We start from the raw sequence: 18,292 nt of genomic DNA on the forward strand, positions 1-18,292 counted from the left end.
CGTAATGTCCGGGCGCGCATCAACAAGATCGAGAATCTCGTCGCCAACGGCCTCGATCCGACCAGATCGCCGATCACCGCCCATCGGACGTGCTGACCAGGTCCCCGTCGATCGCCATTTCTGCACCCATTTGATCGCGGTCGACACACCGACGCCAAAGCGCTCTGCCGCCGCACGGCGGGACATCCCGCCCTCGACCGCCTGGATCACACGTTCTCGAAGGTCATCGGAAAAGGCTCGCGTCATCATGGCTGGCCTCCAATCCCCAGCCATGATGGTGAATCAGATTCGTGCCAAAAACGGAATCCCCTACGATTCCCTCAGGTGCGAAAATGCTCTAGGATTTTAAATACGAAAGACAAACTCAACTACAGCATGCGCCTCAACAGACACAAATCATGTGTCGTGACAAAATTCGATCGATGCCAACGGATTCTTAGTAACCCTCGGCATTGACCATCGACTTCCACGACGATTGCCGAAGCTTTCCTGCATTATATGTCAGGCGATTGCCGACAACCGTTCTTTCGCGCGATCGATACCAGAAGGAACCCCCTCCAGCGACTTAAGAATGCCGTCGAAATCCGTCGACAATTCATAGCCCGCGTCCTTCATCCACTGGACCGAGGCGCGCCGCTCACCTTCGAACCCGTTCACGAAGGCCGTATTTTCGCCGACGATCTCAATGGCCGCCATGCGGTTGCCGTAAACAATTTCGTGGCCCACGGTCGCTCCATTGGCGATAACGGCGCCTCCAGGCGGGATACGCACTTCAACGGCGGCGCATCGCTCCGCATTCCCGATCCGGTCAATCAGATAATTCAACGTGTTCAGATCGGCAGGCAAGACATCAGGAAGAACGCCCCGGGAGATTTTTAGAAAGTCAGGCAATGTCGGGCCTACTCGCCACACCCTGTCGACAGCATCCAAATTTAGGAAAATCTTCACCCTCGTTTTGGGAGCTGAATTATCCATCGGAGATCCTTCAGCGAAATAGTCGAAGTGCAATCCTTCGCTACGCGTTGGAACCAATCGGAACGTGCAATTATAACTTCCCGCAGGCTTGACTGTGGGAAACATCATTCTCGCAAAATTTTGTAGTTGAACCTCGATTCCTCGAAATTCATACGCCAGTTTCGCAAGAAAGCTGTCTTTCTTTATGACACGTGAAAGAGCATTTTCTGGATTTCTAACGAGATCTCCATTTTTCAAAATAAATGGAGTAAGCGTCACACCATTTCGCGATCCAATTTTCTTATGTTTCTCAGGCATCTCAACAACAGAAAAAAATCTTTGTCATAGGAGATGCCAGCATCTTCAACTACGAGGACAGCGTTGTCCTGGTAATGTGATTGATATTCTTTCTTATTACTAAATAGTTCCGATCGAGATGAATATCGAAAGATTGGAGCGCTCGAGTATTCCATAGTACGTCTCCTGATGTCAGTTTCAATCACTGACGATCAACGTTTCCAATATCTTGATTGACCGCTGGACCGCATACGGTTGATCCGCACATTGTCTGCCCGTTCAGGACCTGGTCACCGTACGCCCCCATATCCTTCGCTTTCTACTCTTGTACGGACTTTATCTCCGCCTGAAAGGCGCTATTCAACAACAAAATCCCGGTTTTCCCGACCCGGTCAGACAGCACAAGCAGATGCGTCAGGTCAAAGCAACCCGCCGGCCCGATCCGGGTGGGAACGGCCCCTACTGGGCGGCCGCCACGCTGAAGCTTTCGCCGCAGCCGCAGCGGCCGGTCTCGTTCGGGTTGTTGAACACGAAGCCGGAGAACAGCTTGTCCTCCTGGTAGTCCATCTCCGAGCCGAGGATGAACATCACCGCCGTCGGGTCGATGAAGATCTTCACGCCCTTGTCCTCGACCACGTCCTCGAGCCGCTTCTGCTCCTTGGCGTATTCGACAATGTAGGACAGGCCCGAGCAGCCGGTGTTCTTGATGCCCACGCGCAGGCCGATGACGCCCTCGTCGCCGGCATTGTCCACCAGTCTGCGAACCCGCTCGGCAGCGGCTTCGGTCAGCGTGATCGGGGCTTTTCCCGGTTGGAACATCGATCTCACCTAAGGTTTCGACAGTCGTTCACAGTCCGTTTGCGCGTTCTCTTCCTCACCCTACAGGTGGGGATAGTTTAGAACATGTCCAGCAGCAGTCGAGCCTCTTCGCTCATCCGAGCCTTGGTCCAGGGCGGATCCCAGACCAGCGTCACCTCGACCTCGCCCACGCCCTCGGCCTTGGCGACGGCGTCAGCGACCATCTTCGGCATCTCGCCCGCCACCGGACAGGCCGGGGCCGTCAGGGTCATCTCGATCTTCACCGAGCCGTCGTCGAACCGCTCGATGTCGTAGATCAGGCCGAGATCGTACAGGTTCACCGGGATTTCCGGGTCGTGCACGGTCTTCAGCGCCTCGATGATCGTCTGCTCGTCGGCGGGTCCCTTGGGATCGTCCAGCGGCGTGCCGGCACGCGCCATGCCGTCCGGGCCGACGGTGCCGGGCATGAAATCGTGCAGGCCGAGCTCATGGTTCATGACGAGGTCCATTTCCTATCAGACGTCCGGCTCACGCGAAGATCTGGCGTACCTTGTCGAGGGCACCGGCCAGCACGTCGATCTCCTCGCGGGTGTTGTACATGGCGAAGCTCGCCCTTGTGGTCGAGCCTACGTCGTAGAAGTCCATCAGCGGCTGGGCGCAGTGATGGCCGGCGCGCACCGCCACCCCCTGCTGATCGACGATGGTCGCGATGTCGTGCGGATGGGCGCAGTCCAGGGTGAAGGTCACCAGGGACACCTTGCCGGCCGCCGTGCCGAGGATCTCCAGACCCTCGACAGAGGCGAGCTTTTGCGTCGCATAGTTCAGCAGGTCGCGCTCGTGCTCGGCGATGCGGTCGAGGCCGACGCCGTTCACATAGTCGATGGCGGCGGCCAGGCCGATCGCCTGGGCGATGGCCGGGGTGCCGGCCTCGAACTTGGCCGGCAGGTCGGCCCACTCGCTCTTCTCTATGGAGACCGAGGAGATCATATCGCCGCCGCCCTGATACGGCGGCATGGCGTCCAGCACGCTCTCCTTGCCGTACAGCACGCCGATGCCCGACGGGCCGTAGAGCTTGTGGCCGGTGAAGCAGTAGAAGTCGCAGCCGATGTCCCGGACGTCGACGCCGATATGCTGCACCGCCTGACTACCGTCGAGCAGCACCGCCGCCCCGGCATCATGCGCCAGCTTCGTCACCTCATGGACCGGCACCACGGTGCCCAGCACGTTGGAGACGTGGCAGATCGCCACCAGCTTGGTGCGCTCGGTCAGCAGTTCCTTGAAGGCCGCCATGTCGAAGGCTCCGCCCTCGCCCGGCTTCAGCGCCTTCAGCACCAGCCCCTTCTCGTCGCGCAGCATCTGCCACGGCACGATGTTGGAGTGGTGCTCCATGTAGGTGATGAGGATCTCGTCGCCCGGCTGCAGGTTGGCGCGGCCCCAGCTTGACGCGACCAGATTGATCGCCTCGGTGGTGTTGCGGGTGAAGATGATCTCCGACGTGGAGGCGGCGTTCAGGAAGCCGCGCACGGTCTCGCGCGCGCCCTCGTAGTCGTCGGTCGCCTTCTCGCTCATGAAATGCAGGCCGCGGTGCACGTTGGCGTAGCCGCTGCTGTACACTTCGGAGATCCGGTCGATCACCTGGCGCGGCTTCTGGGCCGAGGCGCCGTTGTCGAGATAGACCAGCGGCTTGCCGTGCACCGTGCTCGACAGGATCGGGAAATCGGCGCGGATCCGCGCGATGTCGTAGGCCTCACCCTTGGCGGTCGCACCTTCCGGCATGCTCAGAGCCCTCCCTCGGCCGGCGCGCCGGCGATGTTCTTCTGCATCCACTCGGCCGCCGCCGCGCGGAACGCGTCGCGGATCGGTTCGCGCTGGATGTGATCGACGGCCTCGTCCACATAGGCCGACACCAGGATGGCGCGGGCGCGCTCCTCCGGAATGCCGCGGGCCATCAGGTAGAAGAGCTGATCGTCCTCCAGCTCGCCCACGGTGGCGCCGTGGCTGCACTTCACGTCGTCGGCATAGATCTCCAGCTCCGGTTTGGAGTTGATCTCCGCCTCGCGCGACAGCAGCAGCGCCCGGTTCATCTGGTAGCCGTCGGTCTTCTGGGCGTCGGGGCGGACCAGGATCTTGCCCTGGAACACGCCATGGGCGCGGTCGGCCAGCACGCCCTTGTACAGCTCGTGGCTGGCGCAGTCGGGCTCGGCATGGTCGATGAAGGTAGCGGTGTCCATGTGCTGGTCGCCGCAGGCGAGATAGCCGCCGTTGATCCGGTACTCGATGTGCCGGCCGGCCAGGGTGGCGCGGATCTCGTTGCGCGACAGCGTCGCCCCCGTCGACAGGGCGAAATTGTCGTAGGTGCTGTTGGCGGCGCAGCGGGCGGCGGTCATGGCGATGTGGAAAGCCTCGCCGCTCTCGGCCTGCAGCTTGTAGTGGCCCAGGCGCGCGTCCTTGCCGATCACCAGCTCGGTGACGGCGTTGTTCACATAGGCGCCGCCGCCGGTATGGACCTCCACCAGATCCGCCATGGCGCCGTCTTCCACGACCACCAGGATGCGGGGATGGGCGGCGACGGTCCCGGCCCCCTCCAGGCTACGGGTATCGACCAGCAGCAGGATCGGCGTCTCGACCGCCGCCCCCTTGCGGATGCGCAGGGCGATGCCGCCGGTGAAGGCGCCGGTATTGATCGCGGTGAACGGATGCGGCGCGGTCTCGGCCACCGTACCCAGCGTCTCCGACACCCAGTCGGGCGCGTCGTCCGGCTCGGCCAGCCCCACAAGGTCCACACCCTCGGGCATGGCGTCGGCATGGGTCAGCGTGCCGTTCGACAGGTGCAGCTCGACCGCCTGCAGATCGGCGAAGGCCGGCAGGCGCGCGATCTCGGCGGTGCCGGTCGCGGCGACCGGCTCCAGGGCCTTGAGCGCGTTCAGGTTGGTGAACTTCCACGCCTCGGTCCGCACGCCGGGCAGGCCGGTGCGCTCCGCGTTCTCCACCGCCGTGCGGCGCAGCTTGGTCAGCCACGGCGACCCGCCCTCGGTCTTCGGGACCGCGGTCAGCAGCGGAAGGGTTGCTTTGTCAGCCATTTCAAGTCCTTCAGGCCGCCGCCTCAACGAAATCGGCATAGCCGTTCTGCTCCAGCTCGAGCGCCAGCTCCTTGCCGCCGCTCTTCTGGATCCGGCCATGGGCCAGCACGTGGATCACGTCCGGCTCGATATGGTTCAGCAGCCGCTGGTAGTGGGTGATGACCAGCATCGAGCGCTCCGGCGTGCGCAGGGCGTTCACGCCTTCGGAGACGACCTTCAGCGCATCGATGTCGAGGCCGCTATCGGTCTCGTCGAGGATGCAGAACTTCGGCTCCAGCACCGCCATCTGGAGGATCTCGTTGCGCTTCTTCTCGCCGCCGGAGAAGCCGACATTGACCGCGCGCTTCAGCATGTCGTCGGTGACGCCCAGGGTCTTGGCCTTGGCGCGCACCATCTTCAGGAAGCCCATGGCGTCGATCTCTTCCTCGCCGACCGCCTTGCGCCGGGCGTTGACCGCCTCGCGCAGGAAGGTCATGCCGGTCACGCCGGGCAGTTCCACCGGATACTGCATGGCCAGGAAAACGCCGGCGACGGCGCGCTCGTCCGCCTCCATCTCCAGCAGGTCGTGGCCATCCAGACGGATCGAGCCCTCGGTCACCTCATAGCCTTCGCGGCCGGCCAGCACGTAGCTCAGCGTGCTCTTGCCGGAGCCGTTCGGCCCCATGATGGCGTGCACCTGACCGGCCTCGATCGACAGGTCGATGCCCTTCAGGATCGGCTTGCCATCAACTTCGGCGTGAAGATTTTCGATTTCCAACAGTGCCATAACAGATTTTCCTCACGCGCCGTATTAACCGACGCTGCCTTCCAAGCTGATGCCGATGAGCTTCTGCGCCTCGACGGCGAACTCCATCGGCAGTTCCTTCATGACTTCCTTGCAGAAGCCGTTGACGATCAGGCCCACCGAATCCTCGGTCGAGAGACCGCGGGACATGCAGTAGAAAAGCTGATCCTCGCTGATCTTCGAGGTGGTGGCCTCGTGCTCGATGCGGGCGGACGGGTTCTTGCTCTCGATATACGGGACCGTGTGCGCCCCGCACTTGTCGCCGATCAGCAGGCTGTCGCACTGGGTGAAGTTGCGCGCCCCGTCGGCCCGCTTGCCCACGCGCACCAGGCCGCGATAGGTGTTGTCCGCCCGGCCGGCGCTGATCCCCTTGGAGATGATCGTCGAGCGGGTGTTCTTGCCCAGGTGGATCATCTTCGTGCCGGTATCGGCCTGCTGGGCGTTGTTGGTGATCGCCACCGAGTAGAACTCGCCGACGCTGTCGTCGCCCTGCAGGATGCAGCTCGGATACTTCCAGGTGATGGCCGAGCCGGTCTCGACCTGGGTCCAGGAGATCTTCGAGCGCTTGCCGCGGCACGCACCGCGCTTGGTCACGAAATTGTAGATCCCGCCCTTGCCGTCCTCGTCGCCCGGGTACCAGTTCTGGACGGTGGAGTACTTGATCTCCGCATCGTCCAGGGCGACCAGCTCGACCACGGCGGCGTGGAGCTGGTTCTCGTCGCGCTGGGGCGCGGTGCAGCCCTCCAGATAGGAGACGTAGCTGCCCTCTTCGGCGACGATCAGGGTGCGCTCGAACTGCCCGGTGTTCTGGGCGTTGATGCGGAAATACGTGCTCAGCTCCATCGGGCAACGCACACCCTTGGGGATGTAGACGAAGCTGCCATCGGTGAAGACGGCGCTGTTCAGGCAGGCGAAGTAGTTGTCGGCGGCCGGCACGACCGACCCGAGATAACGCTTCACCAGATCGGGATGGGTGCGCACCGCCTCGGAGATCGAGCAGAACACGACGCCGTGCTTCTCAAGCTCCTTCTTGTAGGTCGTGGCGACGGACACGCTGTCGAACACCGCATCGACCGCAACCACGCCGGCCAGGATCTCCTGCTCCTTCAGCGGAATGCCCAGCTTCTCGTAGGTCGCCAGCAGTTCCGGATCGACCTCGTCCAGGGAGTTCAGCTGCGGCTTCTGGGTCGGCGCCGCGTAGTAGTACAGGTCCTGATAGTCGATCGGCGGATAGCCGACCTTGGCCCAGTTCGGCTCCTTCATCTGCTGCCACTGCTGGAACGCCTTCAGGCGCCATTCCAGCAACCACTCCGGCTCTTCCTTCTTGGCCGAGATGAAGCGGATGGTGGTCTCGTCGAGCCCCTTCGGCGCCATGTCCATGTCGATATCGGTCACGAAGCCGTGCTTGTAGGCACGTCCGGTGACTTCCTCGACCTGGCGCACGGTATCGACTGTTGCAGCCATCCTTCTCTCTCCCAGTCCTATTCGACTCTTAAGTCCAAGTCTCAGGCGTTATCTCAGGCGTTTTGCAGACTCGGCTGCCGGCGGGACGCCCCGTCGGCCGACCGGTCGGGGAACATCTCTTCCGGATCCATCATGTCCGCAAGCGTCACGGCATCCAGGGCGGCATGGATCGCGGCATTCACCCGGTTCCAGTTGCCCCGCATGAAGCAGGAATGCTCGACCTCGCAGCTCTCCTCCGCCCCGTCAACGCAGGCGGTCAGCGCGATCGGCCCCTCCAGGGCCTGAATGATCTCGGTCATGCTCACCGCCGCGGCCGGCCGGTCGAGCGAGTAGCCGCCCTTGGCCCCGCGATGGGCGGTGATCAGCGAGGCATGGGTCATGATCTTAAGGATCTTGGAGACCGACGGCACCGGCACCCCGGTCGACTCCGACAGGGCCGCCGCCGTGCGCACGCGCCCGACATCGTGAGCCATGTGGCCCAGGATGACGATCGCGTAATCCGTCATGCGATTAAGTCGCAACATCACAAACCGTACCTTTCCGGTACGGTATACATAGGTCGCCCCTGCGACGGGGTCAACGGAAATGGGGACCGGATTGGTGCAGTTTCCGATCCGGCCCGGCTGGTTCCGGTCAGGCCCGGCTGGGACCGCCTGACCCGGAGGGCCATCGCTTGACGCGGATCGTCCGGGGGTGTCTTTTCCTCCTCCCCTTCCGCTGGGGCCCACCCGAGGGAGCCGCCGCGTGGCCGTCACGACCGTTCCGCTTCAGACCAACACCCTCAAGGCCGTGCTGTGGATGATGGGCGCGCTGGCCTCGTTCACCACCATGGCACTGGCCGGGCGCGAGCTGACCCAGGAGATGTCGGTCTTCCAGGCGCTCAGCTTCCGCAGCATCATCTGCGTCGCCGTGCTGACCGGGATCGCCGCGTTCCGGCGCTTCGAGGGCATCCGCACCGAGCGCATCGGCCTGCATCTGGCGCGCAACACCGTCCATTTCGCCGGCCAGTTCGGCTGGGTCTACGGGCTCAGCCTGCTGCCGCTGGCCGCGGTGTTCTCCATCGAGTTCACCGTGCCGATCTGGACCGCGATCCTGGCCGCCATGTTCCTCGGCGAGCCGTTCACCCGCTGGCGGATGATCGCGGTGGCCATGGGCTTCGTCGGCATCCTGATCGTGGTGCGGCCGGGCGCGGCGATGCTGGACGTGGCCGCCTTCGCCGTGCTCGGCGCCGCCATGGCCTATGCCGCGACCTATGTCTTCACCCGGCACATGGCCTCGACCGAGCGGCCCTTCGCCATCGTATTTTGGATGAACCTGATCCAGCTGCCCCTGGGTCTGATCCCGGCGCTGACCATGTGGGTGACGCCGTCGCCGGAGAATTACATCTGGATCGCGGCGATCGGCCTGGGCGGGCTGTGCTCGCACTGGTGCGTGGCCCATGCCATGCGCCATGCGGACGCGGCGGTGGTGGCGCCGATGGACTTCATCCGGCTGCCGATCATCGCGGTGATCGGCTACCTGTTCTACGCCGAGCCCTGGAACCCCTACGTTCTGATCGGCGGCGTGCTGATCTTCTCCGGCAACATGATCAACCTGTGGGGCGAGCGCCGCCGGCGGTAGGATGCATTCCGCTTCCTCTTCACCCGTTCCTGCTTCCTTTTTTCCTTCAATCTTCACCCACTCCCCGGATTTATTCCGGGGCAACGGTTCCGCCGCTTCGTCGTTCGGCGAGAGGCTTCGGCGATCGAGCTGTTCCCGGCCTTGCCTCGGCACAAGGCCGGGGAGTGCAGAGAAGCGTGGAGTGCAGAGAAGAAGTGCGCGAGGGAGGGTCGAGCGCGAGGGGTAGGAGGATCCCCCCTCCCCGTCTTCCCGGGCCTGACCCGGGATCCAGGAAACGGGCGGCCGGAACTGCCGGAGTAAGAGCCCCGGCGCTCCAGCACGCCGACGGCTGGGTCCCGGGTCAGGCCCGGGAAGACGGATAAAGAAACTTCGGGAAGACGGATGAAGAAACTTCGCGAAGGCGGGCGAGGAGGCAACCGGGGGAAAGCCCCCTACAGCCGCTCGTCCCGGCGGCGGAGCAGGTTGCCGGCGATTTCGTCGATCTCCATCTGCTCCTTGGCCTCGCGCTCCTTGCGGGCCTTCTCCAGCCGCGCCTGGTGCGCCATCTCGTAGCGCTTCAGCTCGGCGAAGGCCTCGCGGACGATCTCGCGCTGCTCCTCCACCGACTGCTCGGCCTTGGCGATCGCCCGGTCGGCCTCCGCGCGGCGCTCCACCAGCCGGCCGGCATAGGCGCCATAGGCGAAGCCGACCAGCCCGACCTCCTGGGAGGCCACCTGCTGCTCGTGCGCCTGCTCGTCGTCCAGCGCCTGGCGCTGGTCCCGGGCGGCGGCCAGCCGCTCCTCCAGCGCCGCGAGCCGCTTGCGCTTCTCGTCGAGCTGGTTCTCCGACAGTTCGATCAGGGTGTCGAACGGGCGCATGGCTCAGCCGCTCCCCTACTCCGCCTCGCTCATGGCGACGCCCAGGATCTCCGCCAGCTCGGCATAGCCGGCATCGATATCCGCGTTGTCGTCCTTGTCCTGGTTGAGGAACGCCTCCAGCGGCTCGTGAAACCGGATGGCCTCGTCCACCAGCGGGTCGCTGCCGCGGCGGTAGGCGCCGAGGCGGATCATGTCCGCCATGTCCTCGTAGGTCGACATCAGCGCCCGGGCGCGGCGGATCAGGGCGGTCTGCTCCCCGGTATTGCAGTCCGGCATCATGCGGCTGACCGAGCGCAGGATGTTGATCGCCGGATAGCGCCCGCGGTCGGCGATCGCGCGCTCCAGCACCACGTGACCGTCGAGGATGCCGCGCACCGCGTCTGAGATCGGCTCGTTATGGTCGTCGCCCTCCACCAGCACGCTGAACAGCCCGGTGATCGCGCCCGCCTCCACGCCAGGACCGGCCCGCTCCAGAAGGCGGGGCAGCTCGGCGAACACCGTCGGCGTATAGCCCTTGGAGGCCGGCGGCTCGCCGGTGGCCAGGCCGATCTCGCGCTGGGCCATGGCGAAGCGGGTGACGCTGTCCATCATGCACAGGACCTGCTTGCCCTGGTCGCGGAAATACTCGGCCACCGCCAGGGTCAGATAGGCCGCCTGGCGGCGCATCAGCGGGCTCTCGTCGGAGGTGGCGACCACCACCACGGAGCGGCGCATGCCCTCCTCGCCCAGATAGTCCTGGATGAACTCCTGCACCTCGCGGCCGCGCTCGCCGATCAGGCCGATGACGAAGACGTCGGCTTCGGAGAACCGGGCCAGCATGGCCATCAGCACCGACTTGCCGACGCCCGAGCCGGCGAAGATGCCCATGCGCTGGCCGCGGCAGATCGAGATGAACTGGTTGATCGCCCGCACCCCCACGTCGAGCTTGGCCCCGACCCGCTGGCGCCGGTGGGCCGGCGGCGGGCTGTTGCGCAGGGGATAGCCCTCCGCCCCCTCGGCCAGCGGACCGGCGCCGTCGATCGAGCGTCCCATCGCGTCGACCACCCGGCCGAGCCAGCTCTCGTCGGGATAGATCACCGGTGCGGCGTCGGAGATCTGCGCGCGGGAGCCGATGCCGACCCCTTCCAGCGGGCCGAACGGCATGGCCAGCGCGCGGCCGTCGCGGAAGCCGACCACCTCGCAGGCGACCATGCGGCCGCCGCGGGCCTGCACGAAGCAGCGGTCGCCGATCGACAGCGCGCGCTCCACGCCGCCGATCTCCACCATCATCCCCAAAACCGCGGTTACGCGGCCATAAAGACGAAATTCAGGTATTTTTTCAATATCGCTCGCCAGGTGCTTAAGCAGGGTGGCCACGGCCAACTCCTTGATCCGCTGGGATTTCGAAGATTATCACAAGCTTTTCGTAGGCACGAGCGGCGCTGCGGCGTTAACCTTTCTTTTAAGCCATGTCTCTTAAACCTAGGCGTTAATGCCCAGGTAGGGATCAAAGGGAGAAAAGCCATGCGCATCCTGCTGGTCGAGGATGAGGACGCGGTCGCACGCAGCATCGAGTTGATGCTGAGCGCCGAAGGCTGGGTGGTTGACCGGGCCGAAGCCGGTGAAGACGGTCTCGAGATCGGAAAGCTCTACGATTACGACATCATCCTGCTGGATCTGATGTTGCCCGACATGGACGGCTACGACGTCCTGAAGAAGCTGCGCCAGGCCCGGGTGAAGACGCCGATCCTGATCCTGTCCGGCCTGTCCGAGCTCGATGCCAAGATCAAGGGCCTCGGCTACGGCGCCGACGACTACGTGACCAAGCCGTTCGACCGCCGCGAGCTCGTCGCCCGCATCCAGGCGATCGTGCGCCGGTCCATGGGCCACAGCGAATCGATCATCGCCACCGGCAAGCTCCAGGTGAACCTGGACAGCCGCTCGGTCGACGTCGAGGGCCAGCCCCTGCACCTCACCGGCAAGGAATACGGCATCCTGGAGCTGCTCTCCCTGCGCAAGGGCACGACCCTGACCAAGGAAATGTTCCTGAACCATCTGTATAACGGGATGGACGAGCCGGAGCTGAAGATCATCGACGTCTTCATCTGCAAGCTGCGCAAGAAGCTGTCGAACGCCACCGGCGGCGACAACTACATCGAGACGGTCTGGGGCCGCGGCTACGTGCTGCGCGACCCGAACGAGGCGAAGACCAACGCGGCGTAAGCCGTCGGCGGTTCTCTCCCCCGTTCGGCGCCCCGTTGGCCGAACCAGCAAAACGCATCGCCGGTCCCTCCCGGCGATGCGTTTTGCTTTCGGTCAGGCGGTCGCCTTGACCGCCGCCTTCTGGGAAATCCGGTAGACGCCGCGCTGGCCCGGGATCGGCTCGAACCGGTCGGTGACGCCGAGCACGGTCTCGGCCCCGCCGAGATACAGCCCGCCATCCGGCGCCATCTGGTCGGCGATGCCGGCGAGAACCTTCGCCTTGGTCGGCTGGTCGAAATAGATCAGCACGTTGCGGCAGAACACGATGTCGAACTGGCCCAGCATGCGCGGGTGATCCAGCAGGTTGAACTCCCGGTACTGGACCATGGTGCGGATCTTGTCGCTGATCCGCCACTTGTCGCCCTCCTGGGCGAAATACTTGACCAGCATGGTGATCGGCAGGCCGCGCTGGACCTCGAACTGCGAATAGGTGCCCTGCCTGGCGCGGCCGATGATGTCGGAGGACAGGTCCGTGGCCACGATCTCGAAGCGCCAGCCGGCCACCTTCGCCCCCAGCTCGGTGAGCAGCATGGCGATCGAATAAGGCTCCTGGCCGCTGGAACAGGCAGCACTCCAGATCCGGATGCGCTTGCTCCCCGCCCGCGCCTTCATCAGCTCCGGCAGCAGCAGGTCGCGCAGGTTGTCGAACGGCTTCATGTCGCGGAAGAACAGCGACTCGTTCGTAGTCATGGCGTCGACCACGTCCTTGATCATCTTGTGGTCGGCGCGCGACCGCATGGCGGCGACCAGGGCGTCGATGGTCTCCAGCCCCCACTTGCGGGCCACCGGCGCCAAGCGGTTCTCCAGCAGATACGCCTTCTCCGGCGTGACCACGAGGCCAGACTGGTCCTTGAGAAGCTTGGCCAAATGCTCCAGATCCGCTGGTTTCATGCCGCCCACCTCGCCGTCTGCCGATCGATCCAGGGAGCGATCTGATCCAGCGGCAGCACGGCGGTACAGATGCCGGCACGGGCGACCGCCCCCGGCATTCCCCACACCACGCTGGACGCTTCGTCCTGGGCGATGACGGTCCCGCCGGCGTTCACCAGCGCCTCCGACCCCTTCTGCCCGTCGTGACCCATGCCCGTCAGGATGACGGTCAGCGCCTGTCCGCCCCAAGCCTCGATCGCGCTGCGCAGCATCGGGTCGACCGCCGGGCGGCAGAAATTCTCCGGCGGGTCCTTGGTCAGCCGCAGCACCACGCCGGTGCCCGAGCGTTCCGCCAGCATGTGGAAGTCGCCGGGGGCGAGATGGACCCGGCCGGACTGGACCGGCATGCGGTCGGTCGCCTCCACGCATTGCCAGCCCGTGGACCGGGTGATGTGGTCGGCGAGGATCGAGGTGAAGGTCGCCGGCATGTGCTGGGTCAGCAGGATCGGCATCCGCAGCGACTTCGACAGGGCGCCGAGCAGCTTGAACAGCGCCTGCGGTCCGCCGGTCGAGCTGCCGATGCACAGCACCTGCGGCGGCCGGCGGCCGGCAGCCCGTAACGCGATCGGCGGCGCGGCCGGTTTCACCGCCGGGGCCGCCCGCGGTGTCGTGGCGGCGGTGGTGGCGGCGGTGCTGCGATCGGCGGTGAACCGCGGCCGGGCCGGAGCCGCGCCCCCGACCTTGCGCCGGCGCGCGGCGGCCAGGGCCTTAACCTTCTCCAGCAGCTCGCGCTTGAAGACCTCGGCGGCCGACAGCTCGCGCATGCTGCTCGGCTTCGGGATGTAGTCCTTGGCGCCCAGCGCCAGCGCCTTCAGCGAGATGTCGGCATTGCGCGCCGTCAGGGTGGACGCCATGACGACCGGCACGTCGGGATCGATCTTCAGCAGCTCCGGCAGGGCGGTCAGACCGTCCATGCGGGGCATCTCGATATCGAGGACGACGACCTCGATCTTGCCCTTGTCCTTGGCCAGGGTGTTGACCGCCATCTGGCCGTCGCCGACCGAGGCGACCACCTGGACCTCCGGATCGCTCTCGAGCGAGCGGGCGAACAGACCGCGGATCACGGCGGAATCGTCCACCAGCATGACCCGATACGGGTCGGCGGAGCGCGGCGGCTTGGGGGGGGAGGTCAGCACCATCAGATCAACCCGACCTGCTGGAATTTGGTGGCGATGATGTCGCTGTCGAACGGCTTCATGATGTACTCGTTGGCGCCGGAGGAGATCGCCTCCTGGATGTGCTGCATGTCGTTCTCGGTGGTGCAGAACACGACGATCGGCCCGTCGCCGCCGGGCATCTTGCGCAGCGCGCGCAGGAACTCGATGCCGTTCATCACCGGCATGTTCCAGTCCAGCAGCACCGCGTCGGGCAGCTTGCGCTCGCAGGCTTCCAGGGCCTGCTTCCCGTCCGCCGCCTCCTCGATCTCGAACTCCAGACCCTGCAGGATCCGGCGCGCCACCATCCTGACGACCTTGGAATCGTCGACAACTAGGCAGGATTTCATCAGCGTCGCCTCGCGTCCCCTTCTGGGGCTTTGCAGTTTCTTCTCAAATGCGCGGCAATCATCATGCGGGTTCCTGCCCGATGAAGTCGAGAAGATTGGACACGTCGAGGACCACCAGCAGGGTGTCCTTGAGCTGATAGATCCCGGCCGAAATCTCGCGGATCCGCGCCGGCATGGTGGGCGGATGCGGCTCGAACCTGTCCAGGTCCAGCGTCAGCACCTCCCCGACCCCGTCGACGATCAGGCTGTACAGGTCGCCGTGATGCTCGACCACGACGCTCATCGACTTCTGGTCGATCGGCAGCGGATCCAGGCCCAGGCGGCGGCGGACATGGATCGCGGTGACGATCCGGCCGCGCAGGTTCAGCGAGCCGGCGATCTCCGGCGGCGCCAGCGGAATCCGCGTGATCCGCTGCGGTCCGAGGATGTCGTGGACCATGAGCACCGGGATGCCGAACATCTGGCCGCCGATGGAGATGGAGACGAACTGTCCGGTCGCGCGCTCCCCGCCGAAGGCCTGGGGAACGCCCGAATTGCGCTGTGTCGAGGGAAGGTTGTTGTTGGCCATTGCCGTCCGTCACTGGATCAGGCGGTCCGATCGCCAGAAACCTCGGATCAGGCCGTGGAGCACCTCCCACAGCCGCTCGCGCACTTTCTCGCTCGAATGGGGCGGCGACACAAGCACAGTCGGTGGCTGAAATCTCGATTGTGCGTGTGTCCATCGCGGCCGCCCTAATCCGGTCGGACGGCGAAGCCGGGCGGCGTGGTGGCGGTCACGCTGTAGTCGATGTCGAAGCGCCGCGCCGTCTCACCCACGGTCGCCGGCAGCACCAGCACCTCGTCCTCCGGCTCCAGTGCGCCGGACAGCGCCTGGAGCGTCTTGTCCGACAGGGTCGCGTCGTTGCCCTCGGCGCCGATCCGGATCTCCTCCGCCGTGACGGAAACCGACACCATGCCGCCGCGCGGCAGGCTCTCCGCCGCGACCACGGCAAGGCCGAGCATCACCTTGATCACCCCGGCCCTGGGCTTGGCGAGCCCGTCGGCGATGGCGATCCGGGGCTCCAGCTTGCGGTGACTCAGATAGTCGGCCAGCACCGGCCGGGCATCGAGGAAACCGATTCCCCCGCCGCTGCCCGCACCGCCGAACGCCATCCGGAAGAAGGTGAGACGGGCGGCGGCCTGATCGACCGAACTGGCGACCAGGTCCATCGCCTCGGCGCCGACATCGTCCGCGCCGAACTCGCGCACCAGCTCCAATCCGTTGCGCGCCGCGGACGCCGGGCCGATGAGGTCGTGGAACAGGCGCGACAGCAGCAAGTCCAGATGACGGGGCGAAATGCTCAAGACGACCTCCTCAGGTCACGTTCCGACGGTATCTCCACCATATCCATCTTAAAGGAATCGTTAATAACCCTATGAGACTCTGATATTCTCAGGTGTCGGTTTCAGGGCCTCGGAGTAGTGACATGGAATTCCTCAGTCCTGGCGGCTACGTGCGATTGGAGGGGCGGCCCGATTGGGGGCTCGGCCAGATCCAGTCGGTGGTCGGCTCGCGCGTGACGGTGAACTTCGAGCATGCGGGCAAGCAGCTGATCAACACCGACCGCGCCATGCTGCTCTCCGCGGACACGACCTCCCGCTCAAACTGACCCTCACCGCATGAGACAGAGCCTGCTGGCGCCGGCGATCGCCGGAATGGACGACGGGGCCGTCGCCGAGCGGATCGTGGTCGGCTTCAACTGGACCGCGGTGCAGTGCGGCGCGTCCGTCGGCCTCGCCTGGTCGCCGCGCGGCATGGCCGGCGCCCACACCACGCCGCAGACCGGCTCCTATGCCGGCCGGCCGCTGGCCGACCTTGCCCGGCTCTGCCTGACCGACAATCCCTATGAGCGCTCGATCGGCCTCGCCGCCGCCAACACCTTCTGGAACCGGCCCACCCCAAGCCTGCAGGAGGGCGACGGCCTGACCCCCTGGGCGCGGGACCCGGAGGCGCTCAGGGAAGAGCTGGCCGGCACCGTCATCGTCGGCCGCTTCCCCGGCCTGGACGCCAAGTTTCCCGGCGCGACGGTGGTCGAGCTCGACCCGCGCGCGGGCGAGGTCGCCTATACCGATGCCGGCCCCCGCTTCGCCACGGCCCGGGCCCTTGTCATGACGGCGTCCACGCTGGTGAACGGCACCGCCGAGGCGATCCTGGCCGCCGTCTCGCCCGAGGCCCGCGTCTCCGTCGTCGGCCCGTCGGTGCCGCTCTGTCCCGGCCTGCTGACCGGCCCGGTGCGGCGCCTCGCCGGCTTCGTGGTGACCGAGCCGCAGGCCGCCTTCACCGCGGTGATGGAGGGCGCGGGCGCCAAGGCGCTGAAGCGGTTCGGGCGGCCGGTGACCCTGACGGCACCTCAGGCGTAGACAGGGGCCGCCGCCCGGGCGGCGGCGACAAGCCGCTCCTGCGCCACCCCGTCGCGCGCCAGCGCCGACAGACCGGCCATCAGACTGACGGTGAAATCCGCCAGCCGCTCGGCATCCTGGGGACGTTCCAGGGCGATGCGGTCGCGGATCCGATCCCGGCCGGCCTGCTTGAGCCGGGCGGTCAGTGCGACCGCCTCGGCATCGGCGCTGTTCCAGGTGCCGCTCAGCACCATGCAGCCGCAGGGCGCGCCGGGCCGGGAATAGAACCGCGCCGCCTCCTCCAGGAAGAACGGCAGTACTTCCGCCACCGGCCCCTCGCGGTTCAGGAATTCCGCCAGGATGCCGCCATTCTGCGCCTCGTAGGCGAGCAGCGCCCGCTCGAACAGGCCGAGCTTGCTGCCGAAAGCCGCGTAGAGGCTGGGCGGCGCGATTCCCATGGCCGCCCCCAGCTCGGCGACGCCGACCCCGTCATAGCCGCGTTCGTGGAACAGCGTCTCGGCGGCTTCGATGGCGTCGGACTCGTTGAACCGACGCGGTCTCCCCCGGCCACGGATTTTTTTTGTATCGTTCACTACAAAATATCCTTGATAGTCCGGCACTCATATTTATATAGCGTTCACTTCATATTTTCTCAAGGAGACCGCAGATGTCCACTCTAGCCCAAAAGCGCGCGCTCGTTCTCGGCGGAAGCCGGGGGATCGGCGCCGCCATCGTCCGCCGGCTGGCCCGCGACGGAGCCGACGTGACCTTCACCTATTCGGGATCCGCCGACGCGGCACAGGCGCTCGCCGAGGAGACCGGCGCCAAGACCGTCCAGTCCGACAGCGCGAGCCGCGACGCCACCACCCGCACGGTCCGCGAGGCCGGCCCGCTCGACATCCTCGTCGTCAATGCCGGCGTGGCGATGATCGGCGAAGCCGTCGAGCTCGACCCCGACGGGGTCGACCGGATGATCGATATCAACATCCGCAGCCCCTACCACGCCTCGGTCGAGGCGGCGAAGACCATGGCCGATGGCGGCCGCATCGTGATCATCGGCTCGGTCAACGGCGACCGGGTGCCCTTTGCCGGCGGTGCGGCCTACGGCATGACGAAATCCGCGATGCAGAGCCTGGCTCGCGGCCTGGCCCGGGATCTCGGCCCGCGTGGGATCACCGTGAACGTCGTCCAGCCCGGCCCGGTCGACACCGACATGAACCCGGCGGACGGGCCGATGCGCGACGTCATGCACAGCTTCATGGCGATCAAGCGCCACGGCACCCCGGCGGAAATCGCCGGCATGGTGGCCTATCTGACCGGTCCGGAGGCGGGCTACGTCACCGGCGCCATGCACACCATCGACGGCGGTTTCGGCGCCTGATGC

The 18,292-nt window shown here is 65.5% G+C and carries 22 protein-coding genes; 5 read left to right on the forward strand and 17 right to left on the reverse strand.

All coding sequences use genetic code 11. The features are described 5' to 3' along the window. The 9 genes from BLS34_RS25490 to BLS34_RS14935 all read right to left on the reverse strand — a co-directional run. Positions 1–249, reverse strand: a 249-nt coding sequence (locus BLS34_RS25490; protein ID WP_175474244.1) for a helix-turn-helix domain-containing protein, incomplete at its 3' end; no start/stop codon positions are given. 252 nt (positions 250–501) lie between these two features. Further along, on the reverse strand, positions 502–1,272 hold the full coding sequence (locus BLS34_RS25495) for a hypothetical protein (RefSeq protein ID WP_139189343.1): 771 nt from the start codon (positions 1,270–1,272) through the stop codon (positions 502–504). A gap of 438 nt (positions 1,273–1,710) precedes the next feature. Next, positions 1,711–2,070, reverse strand: coding sequence for a HesB/IscA family protein (locus BLS34_RS14905; protein WP_093151466.1), 360 nt, complete (start codon positions 2,068–2,070; stop codon positions 1,711–1,713). 77 nt (positions 2,071–2,147) lie between these two features. Then, positions 2,148–2,546: an SUF system Fe-S cluster assembly protein gene (locus BLS34_RS14910; protein WP_093151806.1), complete on the reverse strand. Its 399-nt coding sequence runs from the start codon at positions 2,544–2,546 to the stop codon at positions 2,148–2,150. Between the two features lie 31 nt (positions 2,547–2,577). Next, entirely contained in the window at positions 2,578–3,825 is a 1,248-nt protein-coding gene (locus BLS34_RS14915) for an aminotransferase class V-fold PLP-dependent enzyme (RefSeq protein WP_093151468.1), read from the reverse strand. Between the two features lie 2 nt (positions 3,826–3,827). Further along, positions 3,828–5,129: a Fe-S cluster assembly protein SufD gene (sufD, locus tag BLS34_RS14920; RefSeq protein ID WP_139189345.1), complete on the reverse strand. Its 1,302-nt coding sequence runs from the start codon at positions 5,127–5,129 to the stop codon at positions 3,828–3,830. A gap of 10 nt (positions 5,130–5,139) precedes the next feature. Then, positions 5,140–5,895: a Fe-S cluster assembly ATPase SufC gene (gene sufC / locus BLS34_RS14925; protein WP_425441438.1), complete on the reverse strand. Its 756-nt coding sequence runs from the start codon at positions 5,893–5,895 to the stop codon at positions 5,140–5,142. A gap of 24 nt (positions 5,896–5,919) precedes the next feature. Then, complete coding sequence (gene sufB / locus BLS34_RS14930; protein ID WP_028794401.1) at positions 5,920–7,377, reverse strand: Fe-S cluster assembly protein SufB; 1,458 nt, start codon at positions 7,375–7,377, stop codon at positions 5,920–5,922. 53 nt (positions 7,378–7,430) lie between these two features. Then, positions 7,431–7,901 (reverse strand): SUF system Fe-S cluster assembly regulator, encoded by a 471-nt coding sequence (locus BLS34_RS14935; protein ID WP_038014046.1) that lies wholly within the window; start codon positions 7,899–7,901, stop codon positions 7,431–7,433. 220 nt (positions 7,902–8,121) lie between these two features. Here BLS34_RS14935 and BLS34_RS14940 point away from each other — a divergent pair, with 220 nt between their 5' ends. Beyond that, the gene (locus BLS34_RS14940; protein ID WP_028794400.1) at positions 8,122–8,997 is read left to right on the forward strand and encodes a DMT family transporter; all 876 of its coding nucleotides are present in this window, start codon (positions 8,122–8,124) and stop codon (positions 8,995–8,997) included. Between the two features lie 431 nt (positions 8,998–9,428). Here the strand turns inward: BLS34_RS14940 and BLS34_RS14945 are convergent, their stop codons facing one another. Beyond that, a complete protein-coding gene (locus BLS34_RS14945) occupies positions 9,429–9,854 on the reverse strand; it encodes a flagellar FliJ family protein (RefSeq protein WP_028794399.1) in 426 nt (141 codons plus the stop codon). A gap of 15 nt (positions 9,855–9,869) precedes the next feature. Beyond that, complete coding sequence (gene fliI, locus BLS34_RS14950; RefSeq protein ID WP_028794398.1) at positions 9,870–11,210, reverse strand: flagellar protein export ATPase FliI; 1,341 nt, start codon at positions 11,208–11,210, stop codon at positions 9,870–9,872. A gap of 147 nt (positions 11,211–11,357) precedes the next feature. Here fliI and ctrA point away from each other — a divergent pair, with 147 nt between their 5' ends. Continuing rightward, positions 11,358–12,056, forward strand: a complete 699-nt coding sequence (ctrA, locus tag BLS34_RS14955; protein ID WP_028794397.1) for a response regulator transcription factor CtrA — start codon at positions 11,358–11,360, stop codon at positions 12,054–12,056. A gap of 93 nt (positions 12,057–12,149) precedes the next feature. On the opposite strand, the gene BLS34_RS14960 is transcribed toward ctrA, so the two are convergent. From BLS34_RS14960 to BLS34_RS14980, 5 genes are all read right to left on the reverse strand, one after another. Next, a complete protein-coding gene (locus BLS34_RS14960) occupies positions 12,150–12,986 on the reverse strand; it encodes a CheR family methyltransferase (protein ID WP_028794396.1) in 837 nt (278 codons plus the stop codon). Further along, positions 12,983–14,167 (reverse strand): protein-glutamate methylesterase/protein-glutamine glutaminase, encoded by a 1,185-nt coding sequence (locus BLS34_RS14965; protein ID WP_425441446.1) that lies wholly within the window; start codon positions 14,165–14,167, stop codon positions 12,983–12,985. The genes BLS34_RS14960 and BLS34_RS14965 overlap by 4 nt, the downstream gene beginning before the upstream one ends. Further along, positions 14,164–14,529 carry a response regulator gene (locus BLS34_RS14970; RefSeq protein WP_028794394.1) on the reverse strand — a complete coding sequence of 122 codons (366 nt, stop codon included), beginning with the start codon at positions 14,527–14,529 and terminating at the stop codon, positions 14,164–14,166. Before BLS34_RS14970 ends, BLS34_RS14965 begins: the two co-directional genes overlap by 4 nt. A 61-nt stretch (positions 14,530–14,590) precedes the next feature. Further along, positions 14,591–15,097 carry a chemotaxis protein CheW gene (locus tag BLS34_RS14975; RefSeq protein WP_093151473.1) on the reverse strand — a complete coding sequence of 169 codons (507 nt, stop codon included), beginning with the start codon at positions 15,095–15,097 and terminating at the stop codon, positions 14,591–14,593. Between the two features lie 164 nt (positions 15,098–15,261). After that, positions 15,262–15,873, reverse strand: coding sequence for a histidine phosphotransferase family protein (locus BLS34_RS14980; protein WP_084618833.1), 612 nt, complete (start codon positions 15,871–15,873; stop codon positions 15,262–15,264). Positions 15,874–15,995: 122 nt separating this feature from the next. On the opposite strand from BLS34_RS14980, the gene BLS34_RS14985 reads away from it, so the two are divergent. Then, positions 15,996–16,178: a DUF3553 domain-containing protein gene (locus BLS34_RS14985; protein ID WP_028794391.1), complete on the forward strand. Its 183-nt coding sequence runs from the start codon at positions 15,996–15,998 to the stop codon at positions 16,176–16,178. Between the two features lie 10 nt (positions 16,179–16,188). Beyond that, positions 16,189–16,929 carry a Rossmann-like domain-containing protein gene (locus BLS34_RS14990; RefSeq protein WP_093151476.1) on the forward strand — a complete coding sequence of 247 codons (741 nt, stop codon included), beginning with the start codon at positions 16,189–16,191 and terminating at the stop codon, positions 16,927–16,929. Here BLS34_RS14990 and BLS34_RS14995 read toward each other — a convergent pair. After that, a complete protein-coding gene (locus BLS34_RS14995; protein WP_028794389.1) occupies positions 16,920–17,501 on the reverse strand; it encodes a TetR/AcrR family transcriptional regulator in 582 nt (193 codons plus the stop codon). The genes BLS34_RS14990 and BLS34_RS14995 overlap by 10 nt on opposite strands. Positions 17,502–17,575: 74 nt before the next feature. Here BLS34_RS14995 and bdcA point away from each other — a divergent pair, with 74 nt between their 5' ends. Continuing rightward, complete coding sequence (gene bdcA, locus BLS34_RS15000; protein WP_093151479.1) at positions 17,576–18,289, forward strand: SDR family oxidoreductase; 714 nt, start codon at positions 17,576–17,578, stop codon at positions 18,287–18,289. The last annotated feature ends 3 nt before the right edge of the window (positions 18,290–18,292 follow it).

Source organism: Thalassobaculum litoreum DSM 18839, assembly GCF_900102465.1.
Taxonomy (GTDB): domain Bacteria; phylum Pseudomonadota; class Alphaproteobacteria; order Thalassobaculales; family Thalassobaculaceae; genus Thalassobaculum; species Thalassobaculum litoreum.